28 protein-coding genes and 1 pseudogene are annotated in these 26,976 nt (G+C 73.5%); 25 read left to right on the top strand and 4 right to left on the bottom strand.

Annotated features, from left to right (window positions below):
* Window positions 1-2 precede the first annotated feature (2 nt).
* Window positions 3-1,715, bottom strand: a complete 1,713-nt coding sequence (locus O7598_RS22685; RefSeq protein ID WP_269693313.1) for an alkaline phosphatase D family protein — start codon at window positions 1,713-1,715, stop codon at window positions 3-5.
* Between the two features lie 146 nt (window positions 1,716-1,861).
* Here O7598_RS22685 and ftsY point away from each other — a divergent pair, with 146 nt between their 5' ends.
* From ftsY to O7598_RS22625, 12 genes are all read left to right on the top strand, one after another.
* The gene (gene ftsY, locus O7598_RS22680) at window positions 1,862-3,043 is read left to right on the top strand and encodes a signal recognition particle-docking protein FtsY (protein ID WP_269693312.1); all 1,182 of its coding nucleotides are present in this window, start codon (window positions 1,862-1,864) and stop codon (window positions 3,041-3,043) included.
* Window positions 3,044-3,051: 8 nt separating this feature from the next.
* Window positions 3,052-3,915 carry an aminoglycoside phosphotransferase family protein gene (locus O7598_RS22675; RefSeq protein ID WP_269693311.1) on the top strand — a complete coding sequence of 288 codons (864 nt, stop codon included), beginning with the start codon at window positions 3,052-3,054 and terminating at the stop codon, window positions 3,913-3,915.
* Window positions 3,916-4,080: 165 nt separating this feature from the next.
* On the top strand, window positions 4,081-5,487 hold the full coding sequence (locus O7598_RS22670) for an ammonium transporter (protein ID WP_269693310.1): 1,407 nt from the start codon (window positions 4,081-4,083) through the stop codon (window positions 5,485-5,487).
* A gap of 25 nt (window positions 5,488-5,512) precedes the next feature.
* On the top strand, window positions 5,513-5,851 hold the full coding sequence (locus O7598_RS22665) for a P-II family nitrogen regulator (protein ID WP_174537509.1): 339 nt from the start codon (window positions 5,513-5,515) through the stop codon (window positions 5,849-5,851).
* A 17-nt stretch (window positions 5,852-5,868) separates the two neighbouring features.
* Window positions 5,869-8,232: a [protein-PII] uridylyltransferase gene (locus tag O7598_RS22660; protein ID WP_269693309.1), complete on the top strand. Its 2,364-nt coding sequence runs from the start codon at window positions 5,869-5,871 to the stop codon at window positions 8,230-8,232.
* Between the two features lie 133 nt (window positions 8,233-8,365).
* Window positions 8,366-9,268, top strand: coding sequence for an ABC transporter ATP-binding protein (locus O7598_RS22655; RefSeq protein ID WP_269693308.1), 903 nt, complete (start codon window positions 8,366-8,368; stop codon window positions 9,266-9,268).
* Window positions 9,258-10,079 (top strand): ABC transporter permease, encoded by an 822-nt coding sequence (locus O7598_RS22650; RefSeq protein ID WP_269693307.1) that lies wholly within the window; start codon window positions 9,258-9,260, stop codon window positions 10,077-10,079. The genes O7598_RS22655 and O7598_RS22650 overlap by 11 nt, the downstream gene beginning before the upstream one ends.
* Window positions 10,080-10,094: 15 nt before the next feature.
* Window positions 10,095-11,228 (top strand): sensor histidine kinase, encoded by a 1,134-nt coding sequence (locus O7598_RS22645; protein WP_269693306.1) that lies wholly within the window; start codon window positions 10,095-10,097, stop codon window positions 11,226-11,228.
* A complete protein-coding gene (locus tag O7598_RS22640) occupies window positions 11,225-11,881 on the top strand; it encodes a response regulator transcription factor (RefSeq protein ID WP_269693305.1) in 657 nt (218 codons plus the stop codon). The genes O7598_RS22645 and O7598_RS22640 overlap by 4 nt, the downstream gene beginning before the upstream one ends.
* 109 nt (window positions 11,882-11,990) lie before the next feature.
* Window positions 11,991-13,544, top strand: coding sequence for a signal recognition particle protein (ffh, locus tag O7598_RS22635; RefSeq protein ID WP_269693304.1), 1,554 nt, complete (start codon window positions 11,991-11,993; stop codon window positions 13,542-13,544).
* A 70-nt stretch (window positions 13,545-13,614) separates the two neighbouring features.
* On the top strand, window positions 13,615-14,196 hold the full coding sequence (locus O7598_RS22630; protein WP_269693303.1) for a Uma2 family endonuclease: 582 nt from the start codon (window positions 13,615-13,617) through the stop codon (window positions 14,194-14,196).
* Between the two features lie 18 nt (window positions 14,197-14,214).
* Window positions 14,215-15,294: an amidohydrolase family protein gene (locus O7598_RS22625; RefSeq protein WP_269693302.1), complete on the top strand. Its 1,080-nt coding sequence runs from the start codon at window positions 14,215-14,217 to the stop codon at window positions 15,292-15,294.
* Between the two features lie 35 nt (window positions 15,295-15,329).
* Here O7598_RS22625 and O7598_RS22620 read toward each other — a convergent pair whose 3' ends face one another.
* Window positions 15,330-15,905, bottom strand: a complete 576-nt coding sequence (locus tag O7598_RS22620) for a TetR/AcrR family transcriptional regulator (RefSeq protein WP_269693301.1) — start codon at window positions 15,903-15,905, stop codon at window positions 15,330-15,332.
* 92 nt (window positions 15,906-15,997) lie between these two features.
* On the opposite strand from O7598_RS22620, the gene proS reads away from it, so the two are divergent.
* The 12 genes from proS (at window position 15,998) to O7598_RS22560 (ending at window position 24,296) form a co-directional block, all read left to right on the top strand.
* Window positions 15,998-17,404, top strand: coding sequence for a proline--tRNA ligase (gene proS, locus O7598_RS22615; RefSeq protein ID WP_269693300.1), 1,407 nt, complete (start codon window positions 15,998-16,000; stop codon window positions 17,402-17,404).
* Window positions 17,405-17,479: 75 nt separating this feature from the next.
* Window positions 17,480-18,127 (top strand): DUF402 domain-containing protein, encoded by a 648-nt coding sequence (locus O7598_RS22610; RefSeq protein WP_269693299.1) that lies wholly within the window; start codon window positions 17,480-17,482, stop codon window positions 18,125-18,127.
* Between the two features lie 241 nt (window positions 18,128-18,368).
* Window positions 18,369-18,860 (top strand): 30S ribosomal protein S16, encoded by a 492-nt coding sequence (rpsP, locus tag O7598_RS22605; protein ID WP_091064187.1) that lies wholly within the window; start codon window positions 18,369-18,371, stop codon window positions 18,858-18,860.
* Between the two features lies 1 nt (window position 18,861).
* Complete coding sequence (locus O7598_RS22600; protein ID WP_013732101.1) at window positions 18,862-19,095, top strand: RNA-binding protein; 234 nt, start codon at window positions 18,862-18,864, stop codon at window positions 19,093-19,095.
* Entirely contained in the window at window positions 19,095-19,634 is a 540-nt protein-coding gene (gene rimM, locus O7598_RS22595) for a ribosome maturation factor RimM (protein WP_269693298.1), read from the top strand. Before O7598_RS22600 ends, rimM begins: the two co-directional genes overlap by 1 nt.
* 18 nt (window positions 19,635-19,652) lie before the next feature.
* Entirely contained in the window at window positions 19,653-20,441 is a 789-nt protein-coding gene (gene trmD / locus O7598_RS22590; protein ID WP_269693297.1) for a tRNA (guanosine(37)-N1)-methyltransferase TrmD, read from the top strand.
* 144 nt (window positions 20,442-20,585) lie between these two features.
* On the top strand, window positions 20,586-20,945 hold the full coding sequence (gene rplS / locus O7598_RS22585; protein ID WP_091064199.1) for a 50S ribosomal protein L19: 360 nt from the start codon (window positions 20,586-20,588) through the stop codon (window positions 20,943-20,945).
* Between the two features lie 171 nt (window positions 20,946-21,116).
* A complete protein-coding gene (lepB, locus tag O7598_RS22580) occupies window positions 21,117-21,998 on the top strand; it encodes a signal peptidase I (protein ID WP_269693296.1) in 882 nt (293 codons plus the stop codon).
* Window positions 21,995-22,627 carry a signal peptidase I gene (gene lepB / locus O7598_RS22575; protein ID WP_269693295.1) on the top strand — a complete coding sequence of 211 codons (633 nt, stop codon included), beginning with the start codon at window positions 21,995-21,997 and terminating at the stop codon, window positions 22,625-22,627. The genes lepB (O7598_RS22580) and lepB (O7598_RS22575) overlap by 4 nt, the downstream gene beginning before the upstream one ends.
* 51 nt (window positions 22,628-22,678) lie before the next feature.
* Window positions 22,679-23,146: an NUDIX hydrolase gene (locus O7598_RS22570; RefSeq protein WP_269693294.1), complete on the top strand. Its 468-nt coding sequence runs from the start codon at window positions 22,679-22,681 to the stop codon at window positions 23,144-23,146.
* Window positions 23,140-23,976, top strand: coding sequence for a ribonuclease HII (locus O7598_RS22565; RefSeq protein ID WP_269693293.1), 837 nt, complete (start codon window positions 23,140-23,142; stop codon window positions 23,974-23,976). Before O7598_RS22570 ends, O7598_RS22565 begins: the two co-directional genes overlap by 7 nt.
* Window positions 23,973-24,296 carry a DUF2469 domain-containing protein gene (locus O7598_RS22560; RefSeq protein WP_007075222.1) on the top strand — a complete coding sequence of 108 codons (324 nt, stop codon included), beginning with the start codon at window positions 23,973-23,975 and terminating at the stop codon, window positions 24,294-24,296. The genes O7598_RS22565 and O7598_RS22560 overlap by 4 nt, the downstream gene beginning before the upstream one ends.
* 37 nt (window positions 24,297-24,333) lie before the next feature.
* Here O7598_RS22560 and O7598_RS22555 read toward each other — a convergent pair whose 3' ends face one another.
* Both O7598_RS22555 and O7598_RS22550 read right to left on the bottom strand, forming a co-directional pair.
* On the bottom strand, window positions 24,334-25,440 hold the full coding sequence (locus tag O7598_RS22555; RefSeq protein WP_269693292.1) for a sulfite oxidase: 1,107 nt from the start codon (window positions 25,438-25,440) through the stop codon (window positions 24,334-24,336).
* Window positions 25,437-26,087, bottom strand: a complete 651-nt coding sequence (locus tag O7598_RS22550; RefSeq protein WP_269693291.1) for a class I SAM-dependent methyltransferase — start codon at window positions 26,085-26,087, stop codon at window positions 25,437-25,439. The genes O7598_RS22555 and O7598_RS22550 overlap by 4 nt, the downstream gene beginning before the upstream one ends.
* Before the next feature lie 338 nt (window positions 26,088-26,425).
* On the opposite strand from O7598_RS22550, the pseudogene O7598_RS22545 reads away from it, so the two are divergent.
* Window positions 26,426-26,968, top strand: a pseudogene (locus O7598_RS22545) (murein hydrolase activator EnvC family protein); the annotation flags it as partial.
* Between the last annotated feature and the right edge of the window lie 8 nt (window positions 26,969-26,976).

Raw genomic sequence — 26,976 nt, 5'->3', positions numbered from 1 at the left:
AGTCATGCCTCGTCGCTGAGCTGCTGGCGCGCCACCGGCCGCAGCTCGCCGTCGCTGGTGGTCCCCTCGATCACCACGGCGGCCGACCGGCCCCGGTGGGTCAGCGTGGCCACCGCGTTGCCGAAGTAGGGCCCGGCCAGCTTCCGCCACCGCACCGACGGCCGGCGCACCCCGGCCGAGCGGGCCAGCGCCCGGGTCGCCCCGGCCGGCCCCGGGTTCCAGCCGAGCTTCATCAGCGGGCGCATCCCGGCCGGCACCTGGTTGTGGATCGGCGAGCAGGTGAGCTGGTGCACCGGGGTCTTCACGCCCCGGTCGGCGAACCGGGCCCGGGCCACGTACGAGTGGTGCACGTCGCCGGAGAGCACGCTGATCGAGGCCGGACGCGGGTACGCCGGACCGGCGCCCACCCGCGCGCCGGTGCGCGCCGCGGCGCCGCTGCCCAACCGGGCGAACAGCTCGCCGAGCGCGTCGAAGGAGCGCCGGAACGCCGCCCAGTGCTCCAGGTCCCAGGCCCGGCGCATCTGCTCGGCCAGCCGCGCCACCCACTGCCGGTCGGAGTCGGCGAGGCGCTCGTTCCACGCCTCCACGTGGTGGATGCCCGGCGGCATCAGCCAGGGCAGCGAGGTGCCCACCACCAGGTGGTCGTAGGCGCCGTGGGCCTGGTCGAGGAACCACGACCACTCGCCCGGCGGCAGCATCGCCCGGCTGCCCGGCAGGAGCACCCGGCTGGACCGGTTGTCCAGCATGACCAGGCGGGTCCGCCCCAGGTCCAGCGCGTAGCTCCACTGATATTGCACGGCCCGCCAGCGCTCGGTGTCGTGCGCCAGGTCGGCCTCGGTGTCCACCCGTTCGCCGAACTCGTGCAGCACGCCGGTGGCGTCCTCGGCGGCCACCACCTTGGCGTAGACCGGGTCGGCGGCGATCTCGTCCGGGCTGAGGTTGCCCAGGTGCTGGTAGACCCAGTAGGAGGCGAGGCCGCTGCGGATCCGCTCGGCCCACCACGGCTCCTCGCGCATGTCCGCCCGCCACGACTGCGAGGTGTTCCAGTCGTCGATGACCTCGTGGTCGTCGAAGATCATCACGCTCGGCACGGTGGAGAGCAGCCAGCGGATCTCCGGGTCGCGCCAGGACTCCAGGTAGAGCTTCGTGTACTCGTCGAAGCTGACCACCTGCGTCGCCGGGGCGTCCTTCGGCCGCCGCCGGCGCCGCTTGAGCAGCTTGCGCACGGTCGGCGAGGTCTCGTCGGCGTAGACCTGGTCGCCGAGCAGCACCAGCAGGTCGGGCAGCGTGACCTCGTCGGGCGCGGCCATCACCCGCCGGGCGTACGCGTCCAGCGCGTCCGGCGGCAGCTTGCGCGCGGTGGAGTGCTGGGTGGTCTCCCGGCAGGACCCGAAGACCAGGCGCACCGGCTGGTCGCCGTCGTCGGCCGCGCGGGTGCGGATCACGCTGGGCGGGAACGCGTCGTCCGGCAGCGGCCAGGCCACCTCGTCGTCGACCAGCACCTCGTACTCGGTGGCGCTGTCCGGGGTGAGCCCGGTCACGATCACGATCGCGTAGTGGTGGTCGTACGCGGAGAAGGTGGGCGCGCTGCCGGTGGCGCCGTCGGCCGTGCGGACGGTGACCACGGCGGGCGCGCTCGTCTCCACCCAGACGGTGGCCCGCGTGTCGACGACCCGGCGTAGCAGTGGGCCGATGAGCAGGCGGGAACCGGGCACGACGTTACCTCCGACAAGATCGATTGGGTCTTCCTACCCGGCCGGCGGTTGCGGTACGCCTTCCAGCAGCGAGCGTACCCGCAGGTTGTTCGCGTGCCGAGGCCGTGAGTGGGACGCCGTCGCCGGCATCTGACAGGATTTCGGGCATGAAGGAATACCTCCTCGTCGCTCTCGCCCTGCTCGGCGTGCTGATCATCGGTGGCCTGAGCCTCGTGGTGCCCCGGCTGCGCCGGCGCCCGGAGCCGCCGCTGCCGACCACGGAGGTCGACACCCGCACCGAGGAGGACCTGGCCGGACCGCCGGTGGAGGCCCCCGAGGCGGAGCTGAGCACCGGCGTGGTGGTCGAGGCGCCGCCGGTCGGCGCGCCGTCGATCGAGGTGCCCGAGCCCACCGCCGGCCGGCTCGTCCGGCTGCGCTCCCGGCTGTCCCGCTCCCAGAACGCGTTCGGCAAGGGCCTGCTCGGCCTGCTCAGCCGGGACCGCCTCGACGAGGACACCTGGGAGGAGATCGAGGACAGCCTGATCACCGCCGACGTCGGCATCGACTCCACCCGGGAGATCGTCGACCGGCTGCGCGAGCGGACCCGGGTGCTCGGCACCCGCACCGGCGACGAGCTGCGCACGCTGCTCGCCACCGAGCTGGTCAACGCGCTCGACCCGAGCCTGGACCGGTCGCTGCGGACCACGTCGACCGACGGCGTCCCGGCGGTGCTGCTGGTGGTCGGCGTCAACGGCGCCGGCAAGACCACCACCTGCGGCAAGATCGCCCGGGTGCTGGTGGCGGACGGCCGCACCGTGCTGCTCGGCGCGGCCGACACGTTCCGGGCCGCCGCCGCCGACCAGCTGGAGACCTGGGGCGGCCGGGTGGGCGCCGAGACGGTCCGCGGGCCGGAGGCCGCCGACCCGGCCAGCGTCGCGTTCGACGCGGTCAAGCGCGGCATCGAGGTCGGCGTCGACACCGTGCTGATCGACACCGCCGGCCGGCTGCAGAACAAGGTCGGCCTGATGGACGAGCTGGGCAAGGTCAAGCGGGTGGTGGAGAAGCACGGCCCGATCGACGAGACGCTGCTGGTGCTGGACGCCACCACCGGCCAGAACGGCCTGGAGCAGGCGCGGGTCTTCACCGAGGCGGTCAACGTCACCGGCGTGGTGCTGACCAAGCTCGACGGGACGGCCAAGGGGGGCATCGTGATCGCCGTGCAGCGCAAGCTCGGCATCCCGGTCAAGCTGGTCGGCCTCGGCGAGGGCAAGGACGATCTGGCCCCGTTCGACCCGGCGCAGTTCGTCGACGCGCTGCTCGGCACCGAGCCGCTCGGCCGGGACGCGTAGCCTCTCCCGTGACGACTGACGATCGCGCCTACGCGGGGTGGCGCGACCCCGACCACCCGTCGCCACGCCTCGGGAGACCGTACGTGACTTCGCAGGAGATCCCGCTGCACGGCGGGAACGTGAGCACCGTGGTCCGCGTGGGCGACACGGTCCGGCGCAATGCCGGGCCGTGGACGCCCTCGGTCCACGCGTTGCTGCGCCACCTGGAATACGTCGGCTTCACCGGCGCCCCGCGCGCGCTCGGCATGGACGAGCGCAACCGGGAGGTGTTGTCATACCTGGAGGGGGAGTGCGGGGAGTACCCGCTGGCCCCGCACTGGGTCACCGACGAGGCGCTGGTCACCGTGGCCACCATGCTGCGGATGTTCCACGACGCCCAGTACGGCTTCACCCCGCCGCCCGGCGCGGTCTGGCGCTCGTTCGGGCCGCCCCCGCCGGACACCGAGGTCATCTGCCACCACGACGCGGCCCCGCACAACGTGATCTGGCGGCCCGACGGCACGCTCGGGCTGATCGACTTCGACCTCGCCTCGCCCGGCGCCCGCATCTACGACGTGGCGTACGCGGCGTGGACCTGGGTGCCGATCTTCTCCGACCGGGACTCCGTCACGCTCGGCTGGAAGCGGCCCGACCGGCCGCGCCGGTTGCGGCTCTTCGCCGACGCGTACGGGCTGATCCCGCGCGACCGGCACCGGCTCATCCGCACCATCCGCAAGCGCATCGTCGACCACGTCGAGGGCATCCGGCGGATGGCCGCCGCCGGCGAGCCGGCGTTCGTCCGGATCGTGCACAAGGGCCACCTCCGCCGGCCGATGCGGGACCTGCGCCTGCTCGACTACGAGCGGCACCACCTGGAGTACGCGCTGCGCTGAGCAAGATCGGCGTTCTTCACACGCCGGAAACAACCCGTCACGTGTCGGAAATCGAGCGGTGTCGGTACAGGAAACAGCGGCCGACCAAGCTTCCGCGCAACCGGCGTACGGGCGACGCTGCCCCGGAAGCCGCGAAGGAGGGAACTTCACCTTTAGGAGGCCAGCGTGCCTGAAGCACCGACGATCGACGGCGGCAACACCGTATGGCTGCTGGTTTCGACCGCTCTCGTGCTGCTCATGACCCCCGGCCTGGCGCTGTTCTACGGCGGCCTCAACAGGTCCAAGGGCGTGCTCAACATGATGATGATGAGCTTCTCGGCCATCGGGCTCATCTCAGTTCTGTGGTGGTTCTACGGTTTCAGCGTCGCGTTCGGCAGCGACGTCAACGGGCTCTGGGGTGACCCGGGCGCCTACCTCGGCACCAAGACGTTCCTCGCCGAGACCGACCTCTGGGGCGCCACGGCGGAGAACCCCAGCGGCATCGGCATCCCGCTCTACGTGTTCATGGCGTTCCAGATGGTCTTCGCGGTGATCACCGTCGCGCTGATCAGCGGCGCCATCTCCGACCGGGCCAAGTTCTCCGGCTGGCTGCTCTTCGCGTTCGGCTGGGCCACCCTGGTCTACTTCCCGGTCGCGCACTGGGTGTGGGGCGGCGGCATCATCGGCGCCAAGCTGCACGCGCTGGACTTCGCCGGTGGCACCGCGGTGCACATCAACGCCGGTGCGGCGGCGCTCGGCGTGGCGCTGGTGCTCGGCAAGCGGGTCGGCTGGCCGCGGGAGGGCATGAAGCCGCACAACATCCCGCTGGTCGCGCTCGGCGCCGGCCTGCTCTGGTTCGGCTGGTTCGGCTTCAACGCCGGTTCCGAGCTGACCGTCGACTCGGTGGCCGGTCTGGCGTTCCTCAACACCCAGCTCGCCACCGCCGCGGCGGTGCTCGGCTGGCTGCTGGTCGAGCGGATCAAGGACGGCCGCCCGACCATGGTCGGCGCGTCCTCCGGCGCGGTGGCCGGCCTGGTCGCCATCACCCCGGCCTGCGGTTTCATCGCACCCTGGGCGGCGGTCCTGCTCGGCGGCGTGGCCGGCGCGGTCTGCGCGCTCGCCATCAGCCTGAAGTACAAGCTCGGCTACGACGACTCCCTCGACGTGGTCGGCGTGCACTTCGTCGGCGGCTGGATCGGGTCGCTGTGGCTCGGCCTGTTCGCCACCAACTCCGTCAACAGCGCGATCGGTGACGTGGTCGGCGCCTCCGACGGCCTGTTCTACGGCGGCGGCGTGACCCAGCTCGGTCGGCAGGCGCTGGCCGGTCTGATCGTCACCGTCTGGTCGGGCGGCGTCGCCTGGCTGCTCGCCTTCGCGATCCAGAAGACGATCGGCTTCCGGGTGTCGGCCGAGGCCGAGGTCGACGGCATCGACGTCGCCGAGCACGCGGAGAGCGCGTACGACCTGTCGCCCACCACGGGCAGCAGCACGAGCGCGTTCGCCATGGCCGGGATCGGCGGCACCAGGCCGAACCCGGAGCCCGCCGACGAGGCGGACGAGTCCGCGCCGGTCAGCGAGAAGGTCGCCGGTTAACGTTCCAGGGATGGAGGGGTTGGACATGAAGCTGGTGACCGCGGTCATCAAGCCGTACCAGTTGGACGCGGTGAAGGAGGCCCTGCACGCGCTCGGCGTGGCCGGGCTGACCGTCAGCGAGGTGCAGGGCTACGGCCGGCAGAAGGGGCACACCGAGGTCTACCGGGGTGCCGAGTACACGGTGGAGTTCCTGCCCAAGATCCGGGTCGAGGTGCTCACCGACGAGATCGACGTCGACAAGATCGTGGACGCGATCGTCGGCGCCGCCCGGACCGGCAAGATCGGCGACGGCAAGGTCTGGGTGACCGGCGTCGAGGAGGTCGTCCGGGTGCGTACCGGCGAGCGCGGGCTCGACGCCCTCTGACGACGGAACCCGCAGACGTGACCTCGTTGACCACGGCCACCGGCCCCACCGGGTCCGGCGTGCCCGTGGTCAACGAGGTCGCCGGCGTGCCGGGCGGCATCGGCGAGCCGGCCCGGACCGCCCGGGCCGACGCGCTCGACGCCTGGCTGCGCCGGATCTTCCCGGCCCGGCCCGGCGTCGCGCTGGTCGCGGTGGGCGGGCTCGGTCGTCGCCAGTGCGCCCCCTACGGCGACCTCGACCTGGTGCTGCTGCACGCGGGCGTGGCCGGCATCGACGAACTGGCCGCGTCGCTCTGGTATCCGATCTGGGACGCCGGGCTGCGGCTCGACCACTCGGTACGCACCGTCGCGGAGGCGCTCTCGGTGGCCCAGGACGACGTCAAGGTCGCCCTCGGCCTGCTCGACGCCCGGCACGTGGCCGGCGACCCGGCCCTGACCGGGCAGCTCGCCCGCACCGCCACCGACCACTGGCGGCGCACCGCGATCCGCCAGCTGCCCGGCCTGCGCGAGATCACCGCGGCCCGCTGGGAGGCCCACGGCGAGCTGGCCTTCCTGCTGGAGGGCGACCTCAAGGAGGCCGCCGGCGGCCTGCGGGACGTCGGCATCCTGCGCGCCATCGCCACCGCCGGCGTCACCGACGCGCTCCGCCCGGCCGTGCACGCCGCGCACCGGCGCCTGCTGGACACCCGCGACGCCCTGCACCAGCAGGTCGGCCGCCGGGTCGACCGGCTGCTCGCCCAGGAACGCGACGGCGTGGCCGCCCTGCTCGGGCTGCGACAGCCCCAGCTCGGCACGCCCGTCGGGGCCGCGTCCGACAGCTCCGCGGCCGACGGTCGCGCGCCCGTCCGGGACGACGACGCCCCGCCGCCGGTCGCCGAGGGCGACATGCTGCTGCGGCTGGTGGCCGGCGACGCGCGGACGGTCAGCCACGCCCTGGACGACGCCTGGCGGGCCGCCGACCGGCTCCGCTCCGGCCGGCACCGCGCCGCCCCCGGCCGACCGGTGCGCCGGCCGGTCGCCCGCGACGTCGTCGAGCAGGACGGCGAGCTGGTGCTCGCCCGGACCGCCATCGGGGCCCGCCCCGACCCGAGCCTGTCGCTGCGGATCGCGGCCGCGGCGGCCACCACCCGGCTGCCCATCGCCCGGGCCACCTGCGAGTGGCTGGCCGCCTACTGCCCGCCGCTGCCCGCGCCGTGGCCGCCGGCCGCCCGCGCCGCGCTGATCACGCTGCTCGGCGCCGGATCTGGCCTGGTGCCGGCCTGGGAGACCTGCGACCGGTACGGGCTGATCGACGGCTGGCTGCCCGAGTGGACCCGGCTGCGCAGCCTGCCGCAGCACAACCCGGTGCACCGGTTCACCCTCGACCGGCACCTGGTGCAGACCGCGTACGAGGCGAGCCGGCACACCCGCGAGGTGGAACGACCGGACCTGCTGCTGCTCGGCGCGTTCCTGCACGACATCGGCAAGGGACTCCCCGGTGACCACTCGACGGTCGGCGCGCCGCTGGCCGAGGCGATCGCCACCCGGATCGGGCTGCCCCCGGCCGAGGCGACGCTGATCGGCACGCTGGTCCGGCTGCATTTGCTGCTACCCGACGTGGCCACCCGGCGGGACCTGTCCGACCCGAAGACGATCGCCGGTGTCGCCGAACGGGTCGGCGACACCGGCACCCTGGAACTGCTGCACGCCCTCGTCCAGGCCGACGCCGCCGCCACCGGCCCGGCCGCCTGGTCCGGCTGGAAGGGCCGGCTGGTCGCCGAACTGGTCGCCCGGGCACGCACCACGCTGGACACCGGCGTGGTGCCCGCCCCGCCGGCCCCCGACCCGGCGCTGGTCGCCGGGCCGCTTCCGGTCGTACACCTGGGGGAGGACCGGGTGGCGGTGGCCGCCGCCGACCGGCGGGGGCTGCTCGCCACGGTGGCCGGTTGCCTGGCCCTGCACCGGCTGGAGGTGATCTCCGCGGACGCCGCCACGGTCGACGGCCGGGCCCTGGTCGAGTGCCGGGTGCAGCCGCGCTACGGGCTGGCCCCCGACCCGATCGCGCTCGGCGCCGACCTGCGCCGGGCGGTCGCCGGCGACGTCTCGGTCATCCAGCGCCTGCGCGGCCGGGCGCTGGCGGCGCGGAGCCGGGGGGCGGCCCCCCGGGTGGTCTGGCACCGGGAGGCCGCCACCGACGCGGTGCTGCTGGAGCTGCGCGCGGCCGACGCGGCCGGCCTGCTCTACCGGGTCACCTGCGCGCTCGACGAGGCCGGCGCCCAGGTGCGCGCCGCCCGGATCTCCACCCTCGGCGGCGACGTGGTCGACGCGTTCTACCTGGTCGGCGGCGCGCCCTCGGACGAGCACCGCGCCCGCGTCGAGGCCGCCGTCCTCGCCGCCGTGTAAGGCCGGGGCCCCCTTCCAACGCATTCGGTAGAGCAGGGGCCCCGCTTGACACCCGAGCTACGCCGGCTGACGTACGCGGGTAGCCGCCGGCGGGCCGACGCGTGGCGCGGCCGGCGGCGGGACGCTCTACGGCATGAACCTGCCAGTGCAGACCGAAGGGCTCACCAAACGGTACGGCGGCCGCACCGCCGTGCGGAATCTCGACCTGACCGTGCGGGCCGGCGAGGTGTACGGCTTCCTCGGCCCCAACGGCGCCGGCAAGACCACCACCCTGCGCATGCTGCTCGGCCTGATCCGGCCCAGCGGCGGGACGGTACGGCTGCTCGGCCGCACGCCCGGCGCCGGGCGGCTCACCGGCGTCGGCGCGCTCATCGAGGGGCCGGCCTTCTACCCGTACCTGTCCGGCCGGGACAACCTGCGGGTGCTGGCCCGCTACGCCGGGGTCGGCGCGGACCGGGTCGCGGCGGTGCTCGACCTGGTCGACCTCGCCGACCGGGCGGGCGACCGGTACGCCGGCTGGTCGTTGGGCATGAAGCAGCGCCTCGGGGTGGCCGCCGCGCTGCTGAAGGACCCGCGCCTGCTGATCCTGGACGAGCCGACGAACGGCCTCGACCCGGCCGGCATGGCGGACATGCGGAACCTGATCCGGCGGCTCGGCGCGGCCGGGTCGACAGTGCTGGTCTCCAGCCACCTGCTCGGCGAGGTCGAGCAGGTCTGCGACCGGGTCGGCGTGATCGCCCGCGGCGAGCTGGTGGCCGAGGGCAGCGTCGACGAGCTGCGCGGCGCGGCCGGGCTGCGGGTGCTCGCCGACCCGCCGGAGCAGGCGGTGGCGCGGGCCCGGGAACTCGTCGGCGCGGACCGGGTACGCGTCGTCGACGGCGGTTTGGAGCTGACGATCGCGCCGGAGCGGGCGGCCTGGCTGAACGCCGAACTGGTCGGCGCCGGGCTCGCCGTGCGGGAGCTGCGGCCCCGGGAGCGGGACCTGGAGCAGATCTTCTTCGACCTGGTGGAAAGGGGTACGGCCGATGTCGCGTAGTCTCCGCGCCGAACTGGTCAAGCTGGTCCGCCGGCCGGCCGCCTGGCTGCTGCTGGCCATCACGCTGGCGCTGTCGCTGATCTTCACCTATCTCTTCCCGTACGCCGGTGCGGCCGGTGGCGCCGACGGCCCGAACACCGACCGGGCGCTGCCCGCGATGTTCCCCGACCACCTGGTCGGCAATTCGCTCGGCGGCCTGCCGGTCTTCCTCGGCGCGATCCTGCTGATCCTCGGTGTGCTCATGGTGGGCGGCGAGTACGGCTGGGGCACCTGGAAGACCGTGCTCACCCAGGGGCCCACGCGGCTCGAGGTGTACGCCGGCAAGCTGCTCGCCCTCGCGCTCGCCGCGCTGGCCGTGGTGCTCGCCGTGTTCGCGGTGGGCGCGGTGGCCGCCGCGCTCATCGCGTCCGCCGAGGGGCAACCGGTGCGCTGGCCGTCGGCGGTCGACCTGGTGGTCGGCGTCGGCGCGGGGTGGCTCATCGCGACGATGTGGGCGATGCTCGGTGCCGTGCTCGCGGTGGCGCTGCGCGCGGTGGCGCTGCCGGTCGGCCTGGGTCTGGTGTGGATGCTCGCCGTGCAGAACCTGCTCGCCGCGATCGCCGCCCCGCTCGTCGACTGGGTGGCGACCGCCCAGCGGGGGTTGCCGGGCCCGAACGCCGGTGCGCTGGCGGCGGCGCTGGGCGCGCCCGGGGACACCCCCGGCGTGGCGGCCACCGTGGGCGGTGGGCAGGCGGCGGTGGTGGTGTCCGCGTACCTGGTCGGTTTCGCGGTGGTCGGCGCGGCGTTGCTGCGCCGGCGGGACATCGGCTGAGTCGGGGGACGGGAAGTGGACGTGGACCGCGGGCGCGGTGACCGGCGGCGGTGGCTGCTCGACGGGCTGCTCTGCGTCGCGCTGCTGGCGATCGGGCTGGCCGGTACCGTGCCGGCCGGCCTGAACCAGGGCGTGCACGCCGGCCCGGTCGCCTACCCGCCGGTCGTGGTGGCGGCGCTGGCGCTGGCGGTACGCCGACGCTGGCCGCTGCCCACCCTGGCGGTGGTCGCCGCGGCGACCACCGGGTACCTGATGCTCGGCCAGCCGTACGGCCCGATCCTGCTGTCCTTCGTCGTCGCGGTCTACACGGTGGCCGCGCACCTGCCGGTCCGGACCGCGGCGGTGGCCGGCGCGGTCGTGCTGGCGGCGCTGGCGCTGTACGTCTTCGTCGGCGTGCGACCGCCCGGCGCCGTCGGTCTCATGCCGGTGGCGGCCTGGGTGGTGGTGCCGTTCGCGGTCGGGGTCACCGTGCGGCTGAGTCGGGAGGCCGCCGCCCGGAGCCGGAGCGACGAGGCGCGCCGGCTGGCCGACGCGGAGCGGCTGCGGGTGGCCCGGGAGGTGCACGACGTGGTGGGCCACGGGCTCGCCGCGATCCACCTCCAGGCCGAGGTCGCGCTGCACCTGCTGGCCCGCCGGCCCGAGCAGGCCGAGGCGGCGCTCACCGCGATCAGCCGCACCAGCAAGGAGGCGCTGGACGAGTTGCGGGTGACGCTGACCGTGGTCCGCCGCGAGGAGGTGACCGACGAGCGCGCGCCGGTGCCGGGGCTGGCGCAGCTCCCGCACCTGCGGGAGCGGCTGGCCGGCGCCGGGGTGCCGGTCACCGTCGAGACCAGCGGGGAACCGCGCCCGCTGCCGGTGGCGGTGGACCTGGCCGCCTACCGGGTGGCGCAGGAGGCGCTCACGAACGTGCTGCGCCACGCCGGCCCGGCCACCGCCGCGGTCCGCGTCGGCTACGCGCCGGGCGAGGTCACCGTCGAGGTCACCGACACCGGCCGGGGCCGGCCCGCCCCGGCGGACCGGGCCGCCGGCTCCGGCCTGGCCGGGATGCGCGAACGGGTCACCGCGCTCGGCGGTACGTTCGACGCCGGACCGGCCGCGGGCGGCGGCTTCCGGGTGCACGCCACGCTGCCCACGGGGGAGGTCACATGATTCGGGTGCTGCTCGCCGACGACCAGGACCTGGTCCGGATCGGCCTGCGCGCGCTGGTGGAGAGCGAGGACGACCTGACCGTCGTCGGGGAGGCCGCGGACGGGCTGGCCGCCGTGGCGGCGGCCCGCCGGGAACGCCCGGACGTGGTGCTGATGGACGTGCGGATGCCCGGTGTGGACGGCATCGAGGCCACCCGCCGCATCGTCGGCGACCCGGCGCTGGCCGGCACCCGGGTGGTGGTGCTGACCACGTTCGAGCTGGACGAGTACGTCTTCGACGCGCTCCGGCACGGCGCCAGCGGCTTCCTCACCAAGGACACCCGGCCCGTCGAGCTACTGCGGGCGATCCGTCTGGTCGCGGAGGGGGAGGCGCTGCTGTCCCCGTCGGTGACCCGCCGGGTGGTCCGGGAGTTCGCCACCCGGCCGGCCCGGGTGCCGCGCCCGCATCCCCGGCTGGACGCGCTGACCGACCGGGAACGTGAGGTGGTGGGCCTGGTCGGGGAGGGGTTGAGCAACGCCGAGATCGCCGAGCGGTTGGTGGTCAGTCCGGCGACCGCGCGTACCCATGTCAGTCGGGCCATGGTCAAGCTCGGCGCCCGGGACCGGGCGCAGTTGGTGGTCTTCGCCTACCAGTCGGGGCTGGTCGTCTCCTGAGGCTCCGGCCGGGTCGGAGCGGGGGTAGGGGCGGCGGGCTACCCTAACGGTGGGCTGGACAGCCGGCCCGGCCGCTGTGCCCGCCGATAACGACAAACGGGATGTTCGCGTGTTTGACACCTTGAGTGACCGCCTGTCCGGGATCTTCACCAAGCTCCGCGGCAAGGGTCGGCTCACCGACGCCGACATCGACGCCACCGCGCGCGAGATCCGGATGGCGCTGTTGGAGGCCGACGTCGCCCTGCCGGTGGTCAAGGGCTTCATCGCGAACGTCAAGGAGCGGGCCCGCGGCTCCGAGGTCTCCGAGGCGCTCAACCCGGCCCAGCAGATCATCAAGATTGTCAACGACGAGCTGATCAACGTGCTCGGTGGCGAGGGCCGGCGGCTCCAGTTCGCCAAGAACCCGCCCACGGTGATCATGCTGGCCGGCCTCCAGGGCTCCGGCAAGACCACGCTCGCCGGCAAGCTGGCCCGCTGGCTCAAGGGCCAGGGCCACCAGCCGCTGCTGGTCGCCGCCGACCTCCAGCGCCCCAACGCCGTCGGGCAGCTCCAGGTGCTCGGTGGCCGGGCCGGCGTCGAGGTGTACGCCCCGGCGCCCGGCAACGGCGTCGGCGACCCGGTGCAGGTCGCCCGCGACTCGATCGAGCACGCCAAGCGGGCGGCCCGCGACATCGTCATCGTGGACACCGCCGGCCGTCTCGGCATCGACGCCGAGATGATGCAACAGGCCGCGAACATCCGTGACGCGGTCCAGCCCGACGAGGTCATCTTCGTCATCGACGCCATGGTCGGTCAGGACGCGGTCCGCACCGCCGAGGCGTTCCGCGACGGCGTCGGCATCACCGGCGTGGTCCTCTCCAAGCTCGACGGTGACGCCCGCGGTGGCGCCGCGCTGTCGGTCCGGGAGGTCACCGGCCAGCCCATCCTGTTCGCCTCCACCGGCGAGAAGCTGGAGGACTTCGACGTCTTCCACCCCGACCGGATGGCCAGCCGGATCCTCGGCATGGGCGACGTCCTCACCCTGATCGAGCAGGCCGAGGCGGCCTTCGACGCCGATCAGAAGGAGAAGATGACCGCCAAGCTGATGGGCGGGGAGACCTTCACGCTGGAGGACTTCCTCGATCAGCTCATCGCGGTCCGGCGGATGGGTCCCATCGCCAACGTGCTGGCCATGATGCCCGGCATGGGGCAGATGAAGGACCAGATCGCCGAGCTGGACGACAAGCACTTCGACCGGGTCACCGCGATCATCCGGTCGATGACCCCGGCCGAGCGCACCACCCCGAAGATCATCAACGGCTCCCGCCGGGCCCGGATCGCCAGCGGCTCCGGCGTCACCGTGATGGACGTCAACCAGCTGCTCAACCGCTTCGCCGACGCGCAGAAGATGATGAAGCAGATGGGCGGCATGATGGGCCTGCCCGGCGGCGGCCGGCGCAAGGCGACCAAGTCGCCGAAGAACAAGCGCAAGGGCACGAAGGGCGGCAACCGGCCGCGCACCGGGGCCGGCGCGGCGGGCGGCTTCCCCGGCGGCATGCCGCAGCTCCCGCCGGGCCTGGACCCGGGCGACCTGGCCGGCGGGCAGGGCCTGCCGCCCGGCTTCAAGCTGCCGAAGATCGACTTCAACAAGCTCGGCAAGGGCGGCGACAAGGGCCCGCGCTGACGCGTGTCGGTGACGGTGGGCGACGTCATCCTCTCCTAGGGTGATGTCGCCCCCATGGAAGGAGATGTCAATGACCGCGGCCCCGATCCTGCCGGAGCGGCACGAGTGGACGGTCGACGACCTGGGCGACCTGCCCAAGGACCTTCCGTACGAACTGATCAACGGAAGGTTGATCGTGCCGTCCCCCACCGCCCTGCACCAGGACCTGTGTGTCCGTCTGCTGCTCGCGCTCGAGGTCAACTGCCCGCCGGATTTCCTGGTGACCATCGACCTGTCCATGCGGGTCGACCGTCGCAACGAGCCGCGCCCGGACGTGGTGGTGATCCGGCGCAAGCATGCCGGCCGCTCGCCGGTCCCGATCGAGGACACGCTGCTCGCGGTGGAGGTCGTGTCCCCGACGTCGCACTTCCGCGACCTGTACGACAAGGCGAGGGTCTACGCCCGTGCCGGGGTCGCCTCCTACTGGGTGGTGGACCCGCAGCACGAGCGGATCGCGCTCACCGAATACACGCTGGGCGGCGGGACTCGCGAGTACGAGCAGGTGACCCACACCGAGGACCTGTTCGTCACGGAGCGGCCGTGGAAGGTCTCGGTCGACCTGCCGGCCCTGACCGCGCGTCGCAACGACCTGCTGGCCGGCGAGGGCGAGTGATCGGGTAGGACTGTGCACATGGCTCTGCATGTGCGCGGCGTGTTCCTCCCCGACGACGAGGTCCGGGACGTCTGGCTGGTCGGCGACCGGGTCACCTTCGAACCGGTGCCGGGCGCCGAGACCGTGGCCGACGGCGGTTTCGTGCTGCCCGGCCTGACCGACGCGCACTGCCACATCGGCATCGCCCGGGGCGGCGCCCCGATCACCTCACTCGACCAGGCCCGCGAGCTGGCCCGGATCGACCGGGACGCCGGCGTGCTGGCGATCCGCGACGCCGGCTCGCCGTACCCGTACCCCGAGTTGGAGGACGAGCCGGACCTGCCGCGACTGGCCCGCGCGGGCCGGCACGTCGCGCCGCCCAAGCGCTACCTGCGCGACATCGGCGTGGAGGTCGGCGCGGCGGAGGTGGCCGCGACCGTGGCCGCGCAGGCCGCCGCCGGCAACGGCTGGGTCAAGCTGGTCGGCGACTGGATCGACCGGGGCGTGGGCGACCTGGCGCCGGCCTGGGACGCCGACACCATGACCGCGGCGGTCGCCGCCGCGCACGCCGCCGGGGTACGCGCCGCGGTGCACACGTTCTCCGAGTCGGCGGTGGAGATCATGGTGCGGGCCGGGGTGGACTCGGTCGAGCACGGCACCGGGCTGAGCCTCGACCTGATCGACCTGATGGCCCGGCAGGGCACCGCGCTGGTCCCCACCATGATCAACATTCGGACCTTCGGCCACATCGCGGAGCAGGCCCGGGAGAAGTTCCCCGGGTACGCCGACCACATGCTCGCCCTGCGCGACCGCTTCCCCGAGGTGGTCCGGGCGGCCCACGAGGCGGGCGTGCCGATCTACGTGGGCACCGACGCCGGCGGCGGCATCGACCACGGGCTCGCGGCCGAGGAGATGCTGCTGCTGCACGAGCAGGCCGGGATGGCCGCCGAGGACGTGCTCGCCGCCGCCTCCTGGCGGGCCCGCGAGTGGCTCGGCTTCCCCGGCCTGGTCGAGGGCGGGCTCGCCGACCTGGTGGTCTATCCCGACGACCCGCGCCGGGACCTGCGGGTGGTGCGGGCGCCCAGCCGCATCGTGCTGCGCGGCCGGGTGGTCTGCTGACCCGGCTGCCCGGCTGAGGCGTGGCCGGGCGGCGGTCAGCGCGGTGCGGCGGCGGTGAGGAAGAGGCGCACGGCCAGGTCGGCCAGCTTGCCGGCGGTCTCGTCCACCGGGGCGCCGGGCAGCACGATGTGGCTCACCACCAGGCGGACGATGCTGTCCGCCGCGAAGGCCAGCGCCGCCGGGTCGGCGTCGGGCAGGTGGCGCCCCGCCCACTCCAGCAGCGCGGCGGTCGACTCGGCGAGGACCAGGTCGGCGCGGGTGGTCAGGTAGGGCAGCAGCTCGTCCGAGCCGCCCCGGGCGCTGGTCAGGATCGCCTTGACCAGCGGATTGTCGGCGGCCGAGGCGAGCGTGCGGCGGATCGCCGCGTACGCGGCGGCGTGGACGTCGGCGCCGTGCTCGGCCAGCGCGGCCCGGACCTCGCCGACGAACCGGTCCACCTCGTGCCGGGCGAGCGCCTCGGCCAGGCCCGCCTTGGTGCCGAACTCGTTGTAGAGCGTCTGCCGGCTGACCCCGGCGGCCTCGGCCACCGCACCCATCCGGACGCCGTCCCAGCCACCGGCCACGGTCTGCGCCCGGGCGGCCTCGACGATCGCGTCCCGTGCCTCACCCATCGCCGTCGAAGTCTACGGCCGACCGGTGCGACACGGCGCGGGCCGGCTCCCCGGCGCAGCGGCGGCCCACGCGGCGCATAGGATGTGCGGTCATGGCACGCGTGCTCACTCCCCGTGCGGAGGATTTTCCCCGCTGGTACCAGGACCTGATCGCCAAGGCGAAGCTGGCCGACAACGGCCCGGTTCGGGGCACCATGGTCATCCGACCGGCCGGCTACGCCATCTGGGAGCGGATGCAGGCCGAGATGGACGCCCGGATCAAGGCGGCCGGGGCGGAGAACGCGTACTTCCCGCTGTTCATCCCGGAGAGCTACCTCAAGCGCGAGGCCGAGCACGTCGAGGGCTTCTCGCCGGAGCTCGCAGTGGTCACCCACGGTGGCGGCAAGCAGCTCGCCGAGCCGGTGGTGGTGCGCCCCACCAGCGAGACGGTGATCGGCGAGTTCATGGCCAAGTGGATCGACTCCTACCGGGACCTGCCGCTGCTGCTCAACCAGTGGGCGAACGTGGTCCGCTGGGAGCTGCGCCCGCGGATCTTCCTGCGCACCAGCGAGTTCCTGTGGCAGGAGGGGCACACCGCGCACGCCACCCGCTCCGACGCCCGCGCCTACGCCCGCCGGATCCTGCACGAGGCGTACGAGGACCTGATGGTCAACGTGCTGGGCATCCCGGTGGTGGTCGGCCTGAAGACCGCCCGGGAGCGCTTCGCCGGCGCCACCGCCACCTACACGTGCGAGGGCATGATGGGCGACGGCAAGGCGCTGCAGATGGGCACCAGCCACGAGCTGGGCCAGAACTTCGCCAAGGCGTTCGACATCAGCTACTCCTCGGCCGAGGGCGGCCGGGAGCACGCGTGGACCACCTCCTGGGGCACCTCGACCCGGATGCTCGGCGGTCTGATCATGTGCCACGGCGACGACAACGGGCTGCGGGTGCCGCCGAAGCTGGCGCCGGTCCAGGCGTACGTGATGGTCGTCAAGGACGGCGAGGGCGTGAGCGAGGCCGCGGCCAAGCTCCGCGACGGGCTTCGCGACGCCGGCGTGCGGGTCGCGCTGGACGACCGGACCGACACCGCGTTCGGCCGCCGCGCGGTCGACGCCGAGTTGCGCGGCTACCCGGTCCGCGTCGAGGTCGGCCCGCGCGATCTGGCCGCCGGCAACGCGGTGGTGGTCCGGCGTACGGACGGCTCGAAGGCACCCACGCCGGTGGCCGACGTGGTCGGTGCGGTGCTGGCCGCGCTGGACGCCGACCAGCGGGCGCTGCACGACCAGGCGCTGGAGTTCCGCCGGTCCCGCACCGTCGAGGTGTCGACGCTGGCCGAGGCGATCGAGGCGTCCGCCACCGGCTGGGCGATGGTGCCGTGGTCGGCGGTCGGCGTGCCCGGCGAGGCCGAGGCGAACGCGCAGGGCGTGACGGTCCGCTGCCTGCTGCGCGCCGACGGCTCGGTGCCGGACACCGAGGACGAGCCCGACCTCGTGGCCATCCTCGCCCGCGCCTACTGAGGTGTAAGGAAGGGCCCCCGCTTAACGTATTCGGTAGAGGCGGGGCCCCCTTTTAACAAGCCAGGGATGGTGAGAGTGCGCTTCGAACCCGGCCGGCTGGTCCTGCACCGCAACGTGCGGCACGGGCGGATCGGGTGGGTTCGGTCGGCTCGCGTCGTCTCCGACGACGAGCGCGGGCTGCTGCTCTGGGTGGCCCGGGGCGCGCCGGCGGGGCACGAGGTGAACGCGGCGGGGCTCGGCATGCGGGCGGTGTCGTTCGCCGATTGGGTCAGCCCGTCGTACACGGTCGCGCTCGGCACCTGGAACGGGCCACCGGTGCTGAAGTTCCTGCCCGTCGGCGCTTCCCACTCGGTGTGGTGGTTCCGGAACGAGGAGGGCCGGTTCCAGAACTGGTACGTCAACCTGGAGGAGCCCGGCGTCCGGTGGGACGACGGCGCGGTGGCCGGGGTCGACATCGTGGACCAGGACCTCGATGTGGTGGTCCACCCGGATCTGACCTGGGAGTGGAAGGACGAGGACGAGTTCGTCGAGCGGCTCGCCTTCCCGGAGCACTACTGGGTGACCGACGAGAAGGCGGTACGCGCCGAGGGGGAGCGGGTGATCCGGATCGCCGAGGCGGGCGCGTTCCCCTTCGACGGAACCTGGTGCGACTTCACCCCGCCGGCGGAGTGGGACGTACCGGACAAACTGCCGCCCGGGTGGGACCGGCCGCCGGCGCGCTGAGCGGTGTCCTTCGTCACCTCCCAAGCGGTCCGAGGCGCGCGGTGCGGGTCCGGTGTGAGAGTTCCAGGCCGGGTCTGGCAGAATGGACCGCTGGTATCCGGCGCGCGTCCGGCGCCCTCTAACCCGGGCGCGTCGCCAGTTCACCGAGCAGTCTCCGGCCCAAACCCCACTGTGCCGGTCGCGCTCACCCGCCACACCGCCCGCACGGGCCGGTGAGATCGCAAACAGGAGCGAAACAACTGTGGCCGTAAAGATCCGGCTCCTGCGGATGGGCAAGATCCGCAACCCGCAGTACCGCATCGTCATCGCCGACTCGCGCACCAAGCGTGACGGTCGCGCGATTGAGTTCGTCGGCGTGTACCAGCCGAAGGAAGACCCTTCGGTGATCGAGGTCAAGTCGGAGCGGGTCCAGTACTGGCTGTCCGTCGGCGCGCAGCCGAGCGAGGCCGTGCAGCGCCTGCTCGAGCTGACCGGTGACTGGCAGAAGTTCAAGGGCCTGCCCGCCCCGCCGCCGCTGAAGGTCGCCCCGGAGCGGGCCGACCGCAAGGCGGCGTACGAGGCCGAGGCGAAGGCCGCGGCCGGCGTGGCGGACACCCCCGCGAAGCCGGCCAAGAAGGCCGCCAAGGCGGAGGCCCCGAAGGCGGAGGCCGAGGCGCCGAAGGCGGAGGAGCCCAAGGCCGAGGAGCCCAAGGCCGAGGCGCAGACCGGCGCCGAGTCCGGTGAGCAGGCCTGACATGGCACTGCGTCCCGCCCTGGAGCACCTGGTCAAGGGAATCGTCGACCACCCGGACGACGTCCGGGTGCGGATGGTCGATTCCCGTCGGGGCAAGCGGCTCGAGGTCCGCGTGCACCCTGAGGACCTCGGCACGGTGATCGGGCGGTCCGGCCGGACCGCCAAGGCGCTGCGCCAGGTGATCGGCTCCATCGGCGGACGTGGGGTACGCGTCGACATCGTCGACTCGTACTGATGCTTCTCGTCGTCGGCCGGATCGGCAAGCCGCACGGTATCCGCGGTGAGGTCACCGTGGAGGTGCGTACCGATGAGCCCGAAGCACGGTTCGCCCCCGGTTCGGTGCTGGTCACCGAACCGGGGGTGGTCCCGGCCGAACCCGGCGCCTGGCGGGTGCCGCCGGCGCTGACCGTGGAGTCTGCGCGCTGGCACCAGGGCCGGCTGCTTGTCGTGTTCGAGGGCGTGCGGGGTCGCGACGTCGCCGAGGCGTTGCGCAACACCCTGGTCGGCGTGGACAGCGCCGACGTCGACGCGCCGGAGGACCCGGAGGAGTTCCACGACCACCAGCTGGTCGGGCTCGCCGTGGTCAACCCGGCCGGGGAGCGGATCGGCGAGGTGGACCGCATCGACCACGCCCCCGCCTCCGACCTGCTGGTGGTGCGGCGTCCCGAGGGGCGCACCGCGCTCATCCCGTTCGTCAAGGCGATCGTGCCCGAGGTGGATCTCGGCGGCGGTCGCGTCGTCGTCGACCCGCCCGCCGGTCTACTCGACCTGTAGCCGGCTGGAGCCACCCGCATGCGCGTCGACATCGTGTCGATCTTCCCGGAATACTTCGCCCCGCTGGACCTGTCGCTGATCGGCAAGGCCCGCGCGAACGGGCTGCTGCGGCTGGCCGTACACGATCTGCGGACCTGGACCCACGACGTGCACCGCACGGTCGACGACACGCCCTACGGCGGCGGCCCGGGCATGGTTATGCGGCCGGAGCCGTGGGGCGAGGCGCTCGACGCGCTGGCCCCCGACGAGCTGAGCCCGGACGGGCACACGCTGCCCCGCCTGCTGGTGCCGTCGCCGGCCGGTGTCCCGTTCACCCAGGCGATGGCGCACGAGCTGGCCGCCGAGTCGCACCTGCTCTTCGCCTGCGGCCGGTACGAGGGCATCGACCAGCGGGTGCTCGAGCACGCGGCGACGCGGATGCCGGTGACCGAGGTCTCCCTCGGTGACTACGTGCTCTTCGGCGGCGAGGTGGCCGTGCTGGTCATCCTGGAGGCGGTCACCCGGCTGCTGCCCGGGGTGCTCGGCAACGCCGGCTCGCTGGACGAGGAGTCGCACGCGCACGGCTTGTTGGAGGCCCCGCTCTACACCAAGCCGGCGACCTGGCGCGGGCTCGACGTGCCCGAGGTGCTCCGCTCGGGCGACCACGGCCGGATCGCCCGCTGGCGGCGCGACGAGGCGCTGCGGCGGACGGCGGCCCGCCGGCCCGACATGGTCGGCGCGCTGTCCCCGGAGAGCCTGGACTCCCGCGACCGGGCGGCGCTGGACCAGGGCGGATTTCCCTCGCCGCCGGAGCATGTGGCAAAGTAGAGGGGTTGCCGCTTCCGTCCACGCCGTGGGCGGCTGCGAGGACCTCCGACCCGGGGCCGGCGACGCCGGCCACCACCCGGGGGTCAGAATCACCCGTTCGCGCACCGACTGACGGTGCGCCGTGAGCCTCACGAGGACGCAGCGATGAACATCCTGGACGCCCTTGACGCCCAGTCGAAGCGTGCCGACCTGCCCGACTTCCGTGCCGGTGACACCGTCAAGGTGCACGCGCGGGTCGTCGAGGGCAGCCGGTCCCGGGTCCAGATCTTCCAGGGCGTCGTCATCCGTCGCCAGGGTGACGGCCTGCGCGAGACCTTCTCGGTCCGCAAGATCAGCTTCGGTGTCGGCGTGGAGCGGACCTACCCGCTGAACAGCCCGGGCATCGACCGGATCGAGATCGTGACCCGTGGTGACGTGCGCCGCGCCAAGCTCTACTACCTGCGCGAGCTGCGCGGCAAGAAGGCCAAGATCAAGGAGCTGCGGGAGAAGCAGCCGGCGAACTGAGCTTTCGTTCGCCACGCCGCCCGGGCTGCGCGGATGTCGTATCGACCAGATCGCATTACCCTGGTCGGTACGGGCGCAGCCGGACGGCACGAAGCGGTCCACTGCCGCCCGTGGGGCCTCCGCGAGGAGACTCCCGGGCGGTAGTGTCGTTTCCGCGGACCGGAGAGTGGCATGGTGCAGATGCTTGACGAGGACGGCACCGCCGATCCCTGGCGCCGGCGAGCCCGGCGCTCCCGGCGGCAGATGCCGCTCTGGCAGGAGCTGCCGCTGCTGCTCGTGGTGGCGTTCTGCCTGGCGGTGCTGATCCGCACGTTCCTGCTCCAGGCCTTCTTCATCCCCTCCGGGTCGATGGAGAACACGCTGCTCATCGGCGACCGGGTCCTGGTCAACAAGGTCGTCTACGACATGCGCGACCCGGTCCGTGGCGAGGTCGTGGTGTTCCGGGGCACCGACCGCTGGGTGGCCCAGGAGGCGCCGGCCCCGCCGACCAACATGGCCGGCAAGGTCGGCCGTACGCTCGGCGACCTGGTCGGGGTCAGCCGCCCCGGCGAGAAGGACTTCATCAAGCGGGTCATCGGGGTGCCCGGCGACAAGGTCTGGTGCTGCGACAAGGGCCGGGTGGTGGTGAACGGCACGCCGCTGGAGGAGCAGGAGTACGTCTCCGAGGACTCCCCGGTCGAGCTGCCGCCCAACCCGAAGGAGTGCCGGTCCCGGCAGTTCACCGAGGTGGTGGTCCCGCCGGGGCAGATCTTCGTGATGGGCGACCACCGGCTGGTGTCACAGGACGCCCGGTGTCAGGGGCCGGTGCCGATCGACAACGTCATCGGCCGCGCCTTCATGATCGTCTGGCCGTCGCAGCGGTGGACCAGTCTGCCCGTACCGAAGACCTTCACGGACCTGCCCCGCCCGGACGCCGCGCCGGCCCGACCGGCCCCGGTCGACCCCGACCCGGTGGGCGGAGTCGTCCTGATTCTCCCGGTCGCGGCCACGCTGACTGTTCTCGCGGGTTCGGGGCGACCGCGCCGTACCCGGGGACGTAGGCTCCTCCCGTGATTGACGAGCAGACCGAAAAGCCGCGCAGCTCCTTCTGGAAGGAACTGCCCATCCTTCTGGGTGTGGCGATCCTGGTCGCAGTGCTGGTTCGTGCCTTCGTGCTGCAGACCTTCTTCATCCCCTCGCCGTCCATGGAGAACACGCTCAAGATCGACGATCGGGTGCTGGTCAACAAGCTGGTCTACGACTTCCGCTCGCCGCACCGCGGCGAGGTGATCGTCTTCAAGGCGCCCACCGAGTGGAGCGGCAACCCCAACGGCGAGGACTTCATCAAGCGGGTGATCGGCGTCGGCGGCGACCACGTGGTCTGCTGCGACCGGGCCGGCGGCCAGGAGCGGCTGATCATCAACGGCAAGCCGATCGACGAGCCGTTCATCTTCCCCGGCAACAAGCCGGCCGACCAGGATTTCGACGTCACCGTGCCGGAGGGTCGGCTGTGGGTGATGGGTGACCACCGGGAGGCCTCCGGTGACTCGCTGGAGCACTGGCAGCAGTCCGGCGAGGACATCAACGAGGCGACCATTCCCGAGGGCGAGGTCGTCGGCCGGGCCTTCACCATCTTCTGGCCGTTCAACCGGGCCACCTGGCTCACCGTGCCCAAGCAGTTCGACGGCATCCCGAATCCCTGAGTCGTCGGGTCGGCGTGGTCGCCCGTCGGTGGCGTCTGGCAGGCTGGTGCGGTGACCGTCTACACCCCTCGACGCGCGGCCCGGGTGCTGCTTGTCGACGCGGACGACCGGGTGCTGCTGTTCCACGGCAGTGACCCGGCCCGGCCGGGGCACCGTTACTGGTTCACCCCGGGCGGCGGGCTCGACCCGGGGGAGACCCCGGCCGAGTGCGCGGCGCGGGAGTTGACCGAGGAGACCGGCCTGCGGCTGACTCCGGCCGAGTTGGGCACGCCGGTCTGGTCCGAGACGATCGAGTTCCCGTTCGACGGTGTCTGGTACCGCCAGGAACAGGAGTTCTTCCTGGCCCGGGTGCCCCGCTGGGAGGTCGACACCGCCGGCTTCAACGCGGTCGAGCGGGCCACCGTGCACGGGCACCGCTGGTGGACGGCGGCCGAGTTGGCCGACACCGCCGAGCGCTACTACCCGCCGGACCTGCCCGCCCGCCTCGACCGGGCGCTCGTCGGGGCCGGCCCGTGCTGACCCCGCCGCGGACCGTGGTGCGCCGCGACGGCGGCCTCTACGCGCTGGAACGGGCCCTGCAACGCCGGGGCTTCCGCCAGGTCGCGGGTGCCGACGAGGCCGGCCGGGGGGCGTGCGCGGGGCCGTTGGTGGCCGCCGCCGCGATCCTGCCCGAGGGGCGGCGCGGCGAGATCGACGAGCTGGCCGACTCCAAGCTGCTCACGCCGGCGGCCCGGGAGCGGGTCTACCACGAGGTGGTGGCCCGGGCCCTGGCGTACGCCGTGGTGATCATCCCGGCCGAGGAGGTCGACGCGCGCGGGTTGCACGTGTGCAACCTCGCCGCGATGCGCCGGGCGCTCGCCTCGCTCGCCACCCGCCCCGACTACGTGCTGACCGACGGCTTCGGCGTGGACGGGCTCGACGTGCCGGGGCTGGCGGTCTGGAAGGGCGACCGGGTGGCCGCCTGCGTCGCGGCCGCGAGCGTGCTCGCCAAGGTCACCCGGGACCGGATCATGGTGGACCTGGACGGGCGGTTCCCCGGCTACGGCTTCGCCGAGCACAAGGGCTACATCACCGCCGAGCACAGCGCCGCGCTGCGCGAGCTGGGGCCCTGCCGGGAACACCGCTTCTCGTACGTGAACGTGGCCGCCGTCTCCGGGCGCGACGGACGGCCGCCCCGTGCCCGGAGACCGGTGGGCCGGGAGGCGGAGCCGGCGCTCTTCGGGCGTCCGGACGAGCCGATGGAGCACTCCGGCGCGCCAGGGGGTACCGTCGGCGTGGCGTTGGGCGAGCAGCCGCGACCTCCGGCGTCGGTGGGGGAAGATGTGGTCATGGAAGGCGGAGTGCGATGAGCGCGGAAGATCTCGAGAAGTACGAGACCGAGATGGAGCTGCAGCTCTACCGGGAGTACCGCGACATTGTCCGCCAGTTCTCCTACGTGGTGGAGACCGAGCGCCGCTTCTACCTGGCCAACCAGGTGGACCTGCACGTCCGCAACTCCGACGGCGAGGTCTACTTCGAGGTCGAGATGCACGACGCCTGGGTGTGGGACATGTACCGACCCGCCCGTTTCGTCAAGAACGTCCGAGTAATGACGTTCAAGGACGTCAATGTGGAAGAGCTCGAAAAGCCCGACATCTCGCTTCCCGCAGATTCCGGTTTCGGCGGCTGAACGCCACGGGCCCGCACGGCCCGCCGACGACGGCGGATCACTCCGCCGGCACCACCACCGCGACGCGCTGCACCAGGTTGTTCGCGAACCCGCCCCGGTTCCACTGCTGCTCGACCGGCTGGGTCCGCCCCGAGGCGTCCGTCGCCCGGGCCCCCAGCACCCACCGCCCCGGCTCCGCCGTCCACGCCAGCGACCACCGGCGCCACCCCCACCCGTCCCCGGTGGGCTCGTCCAGGCTCGCCGGCACCCACGAGTCGCCGCCGTCGACCGTCACCTCGACCGACGTCACCGGCCCATAACCGGACCAGGCCCGACCGTCCACCGTGCACCGGCCCGGTCGCAGCACCCGGGTGCGGGACATGAAGTCCGGGAAACCGGGCGGACGCACCAGGGCGCGCGGCTCGATCCGGGTCACCGGCACACCGGGGTCGTCGGCGTCGGCCCGCAGCCGGTAGGCGACCGCGTTCTGGTAGCCGTCGAACGGCTCGGTCGTCACGTGCACGTCCCGCAACCACTTGACGTGCGCCATGCCGTACCAGCCCGGCACGATCAGCCGCAGCGGGGCGCCGTGCTGCGGCAGCAGCGGAGCGCCGTTCATCTCGTACGCCAGCAGCACCTCCTCACGCAGCGCGTCGGCCACCGGCAGCGCCCGCTGGTAGTCCTGCTCGACACCGCGCTCCACCCCGTGGTCCGCGCCGGTGAAGACCACGTCCACCGCGTCGTCGGCCAGGCCGGCCTCGCGCAGCAGCGGAGCCAGCGGGGTACCCGTCCACTCGGCGTTCCCCACGGCCTCCACCAGCCAGGGCTGGCTCACCGGGCGCGGGTGCAGCAACGCCCGGCCGTTCCCGGCACACTCCAGGGTGACCTGACGGGTCACCCGGGGCCGCGCCCGCAGCGCCGCCAGGTCCAGCCGGAGCGGACGCGCCAGGGCCCCGGAGACGGTCAGCGTGTGCGCGTCCGGGTCGACGTCCGGGATGTCGTAGTGGATGAGCAGGTAGTGCAGGCCCGCGGGGGTCACGTCGTAGCGCAACGCTTCCAGCGGGATGCCGTGGTTGCGCGCGGCGAGCTGAAGCTCCTCGACGCTGATCGCCTCGTCCGGCCCGGCCACCCGGGAGGGCCGGCTGACGTCGTCCATCGTGGTCATCGCTGCTCCAGCACGTCGTAGCCGACGAACGCGAACATCCGCGTGCCCGGCTCCAACGGTCGGGGCGGGCCGGTGAACCGGTGCGCGCCGACTCCCACCCCGTCGGCCGGGCTGCTCACCGCGACCGGCACGAAGCCCTCCTCGGCGAACCAGTCGCAGATGGTGGGCACCAGGTCCGGCTCGCGACGGTGCCGGGTCCACAGCACCGTCCCGCCGGTGGCGCAGAGCGACGCGCAGTGCCGCACCGTCGACCGGATGTCGTCGTCGCCGATGTTGCCGAAGACGCCGCACACCAGCACCAGGTCCGCCGGCGCCAGGTCGGCGTACCGGTCGGTCACCGCCGCGTCGCCGGTCACCACCTCCACGCCGGTCAGCCCCGCCTCCGCGACCGCGCGGCGGGCCAGCTCGGTGTTACGCGGATCCAGCTCGACCAGGCGGGCGGTCACCTCGCCGCCGCGCGGATGGGCGGCGAGCACGGGGATCAGGTCGCGGCCCTGACCGGCGCAGAGGCTGATCGCGCGCAGCGGGCCGGGCGGCGCCGCGTCCAGCGCCTCGACGATCCGCCGTCGTACCTCGACGAGCCGCCGGGACAGCGCGGAGTCGGGTTGGTCGTAGTCACGGTGCCAGTCCAGCCAGTCCTTCGCCACGCGGCCAGCATAGGCGGCCCGGCCCTAGCAGATCCGTCCCGATTTCGAGGGCGGTCCACAACCGGCCGTTGTCCACAGTGCCGCTCCCGGGCGAGCACGCCGGCTCGAACGCGCCCGGCAGAGTGCGCGGCATGAGGTTTCCGACCGGCCCGGCCCTGCTGCCGTTCCTGCTCCTCGTGCCGATCCTGACCGCCGAACCCGGCGCGCCGCCGGCCGGCTCCTCGCCGTCCGCAGCGCCGCCGTGGTCCGCAGCGCCGCCGTGGTCCGCAGCGCCGCCGTGGTCCGCAGCGCCGCCGTGGTCCGCAGCGCCGCCGTGGTCCGCAGCGCCGCCGTGGTCCGCAGCGCCGCCGTGGTCCGCAGCGCCGCCGTGGTCCGCAGCGCCGCCGTGGTCCGCGGCGCCGCCGTCGTCCGCAGGGCCGGCGCCGGATGCGGCGCTGCCGCCCGCCGCCGGGACGGAGGCACGCTTCCGGTGGCCGCTACCCGGTCCGCCCCGGCCGGCGCGGCGGTTCGACCCGCCACCGGCGCCCTGGCTGCCCGGGCACCGGGGCGTGGACCTGGTGGCCGAGCCCGGTGCCGAGGTCCGGGCCGCGGGCGCCGGAACGGTCCTCTTCGCCGGCGTGGTGGCCGGACGGCCGGTGGTCACCGTCGGGCACGGCGACGGGCTGCGCACCACCTACGAACCGGTCCGTCCCAGGCTGGCGGCCGGCGACCGGGTCGACACCGGCACCCCGATCGGCGACCTGCTCCCCGGGCATCCCGGCTGCGCCGCCGCGGCGTGCCTGCACTGGGGGCTGCGGCGCGGCGATGCCTACCTGGACCCCCTCGCCCTGCTCGGGCTGGGCCGGATCCGCCTGCTCCCGCTCGACCCGGCTGGTTCCTGAACCGGCAC

The sequence above is a fragment of the Micromonospora sp. WMMC241 genome (genome assembly GCF_027460165.1).
GTDB lineage: Bacteria > Actinomycetota > Actinomycetes > Mycobacteriales > Micromonosporaceae > Micromonospora > Micromonospora humi.
This window is presented reverse-complemented; position numbering and strand designations above follow the sequence as displayed.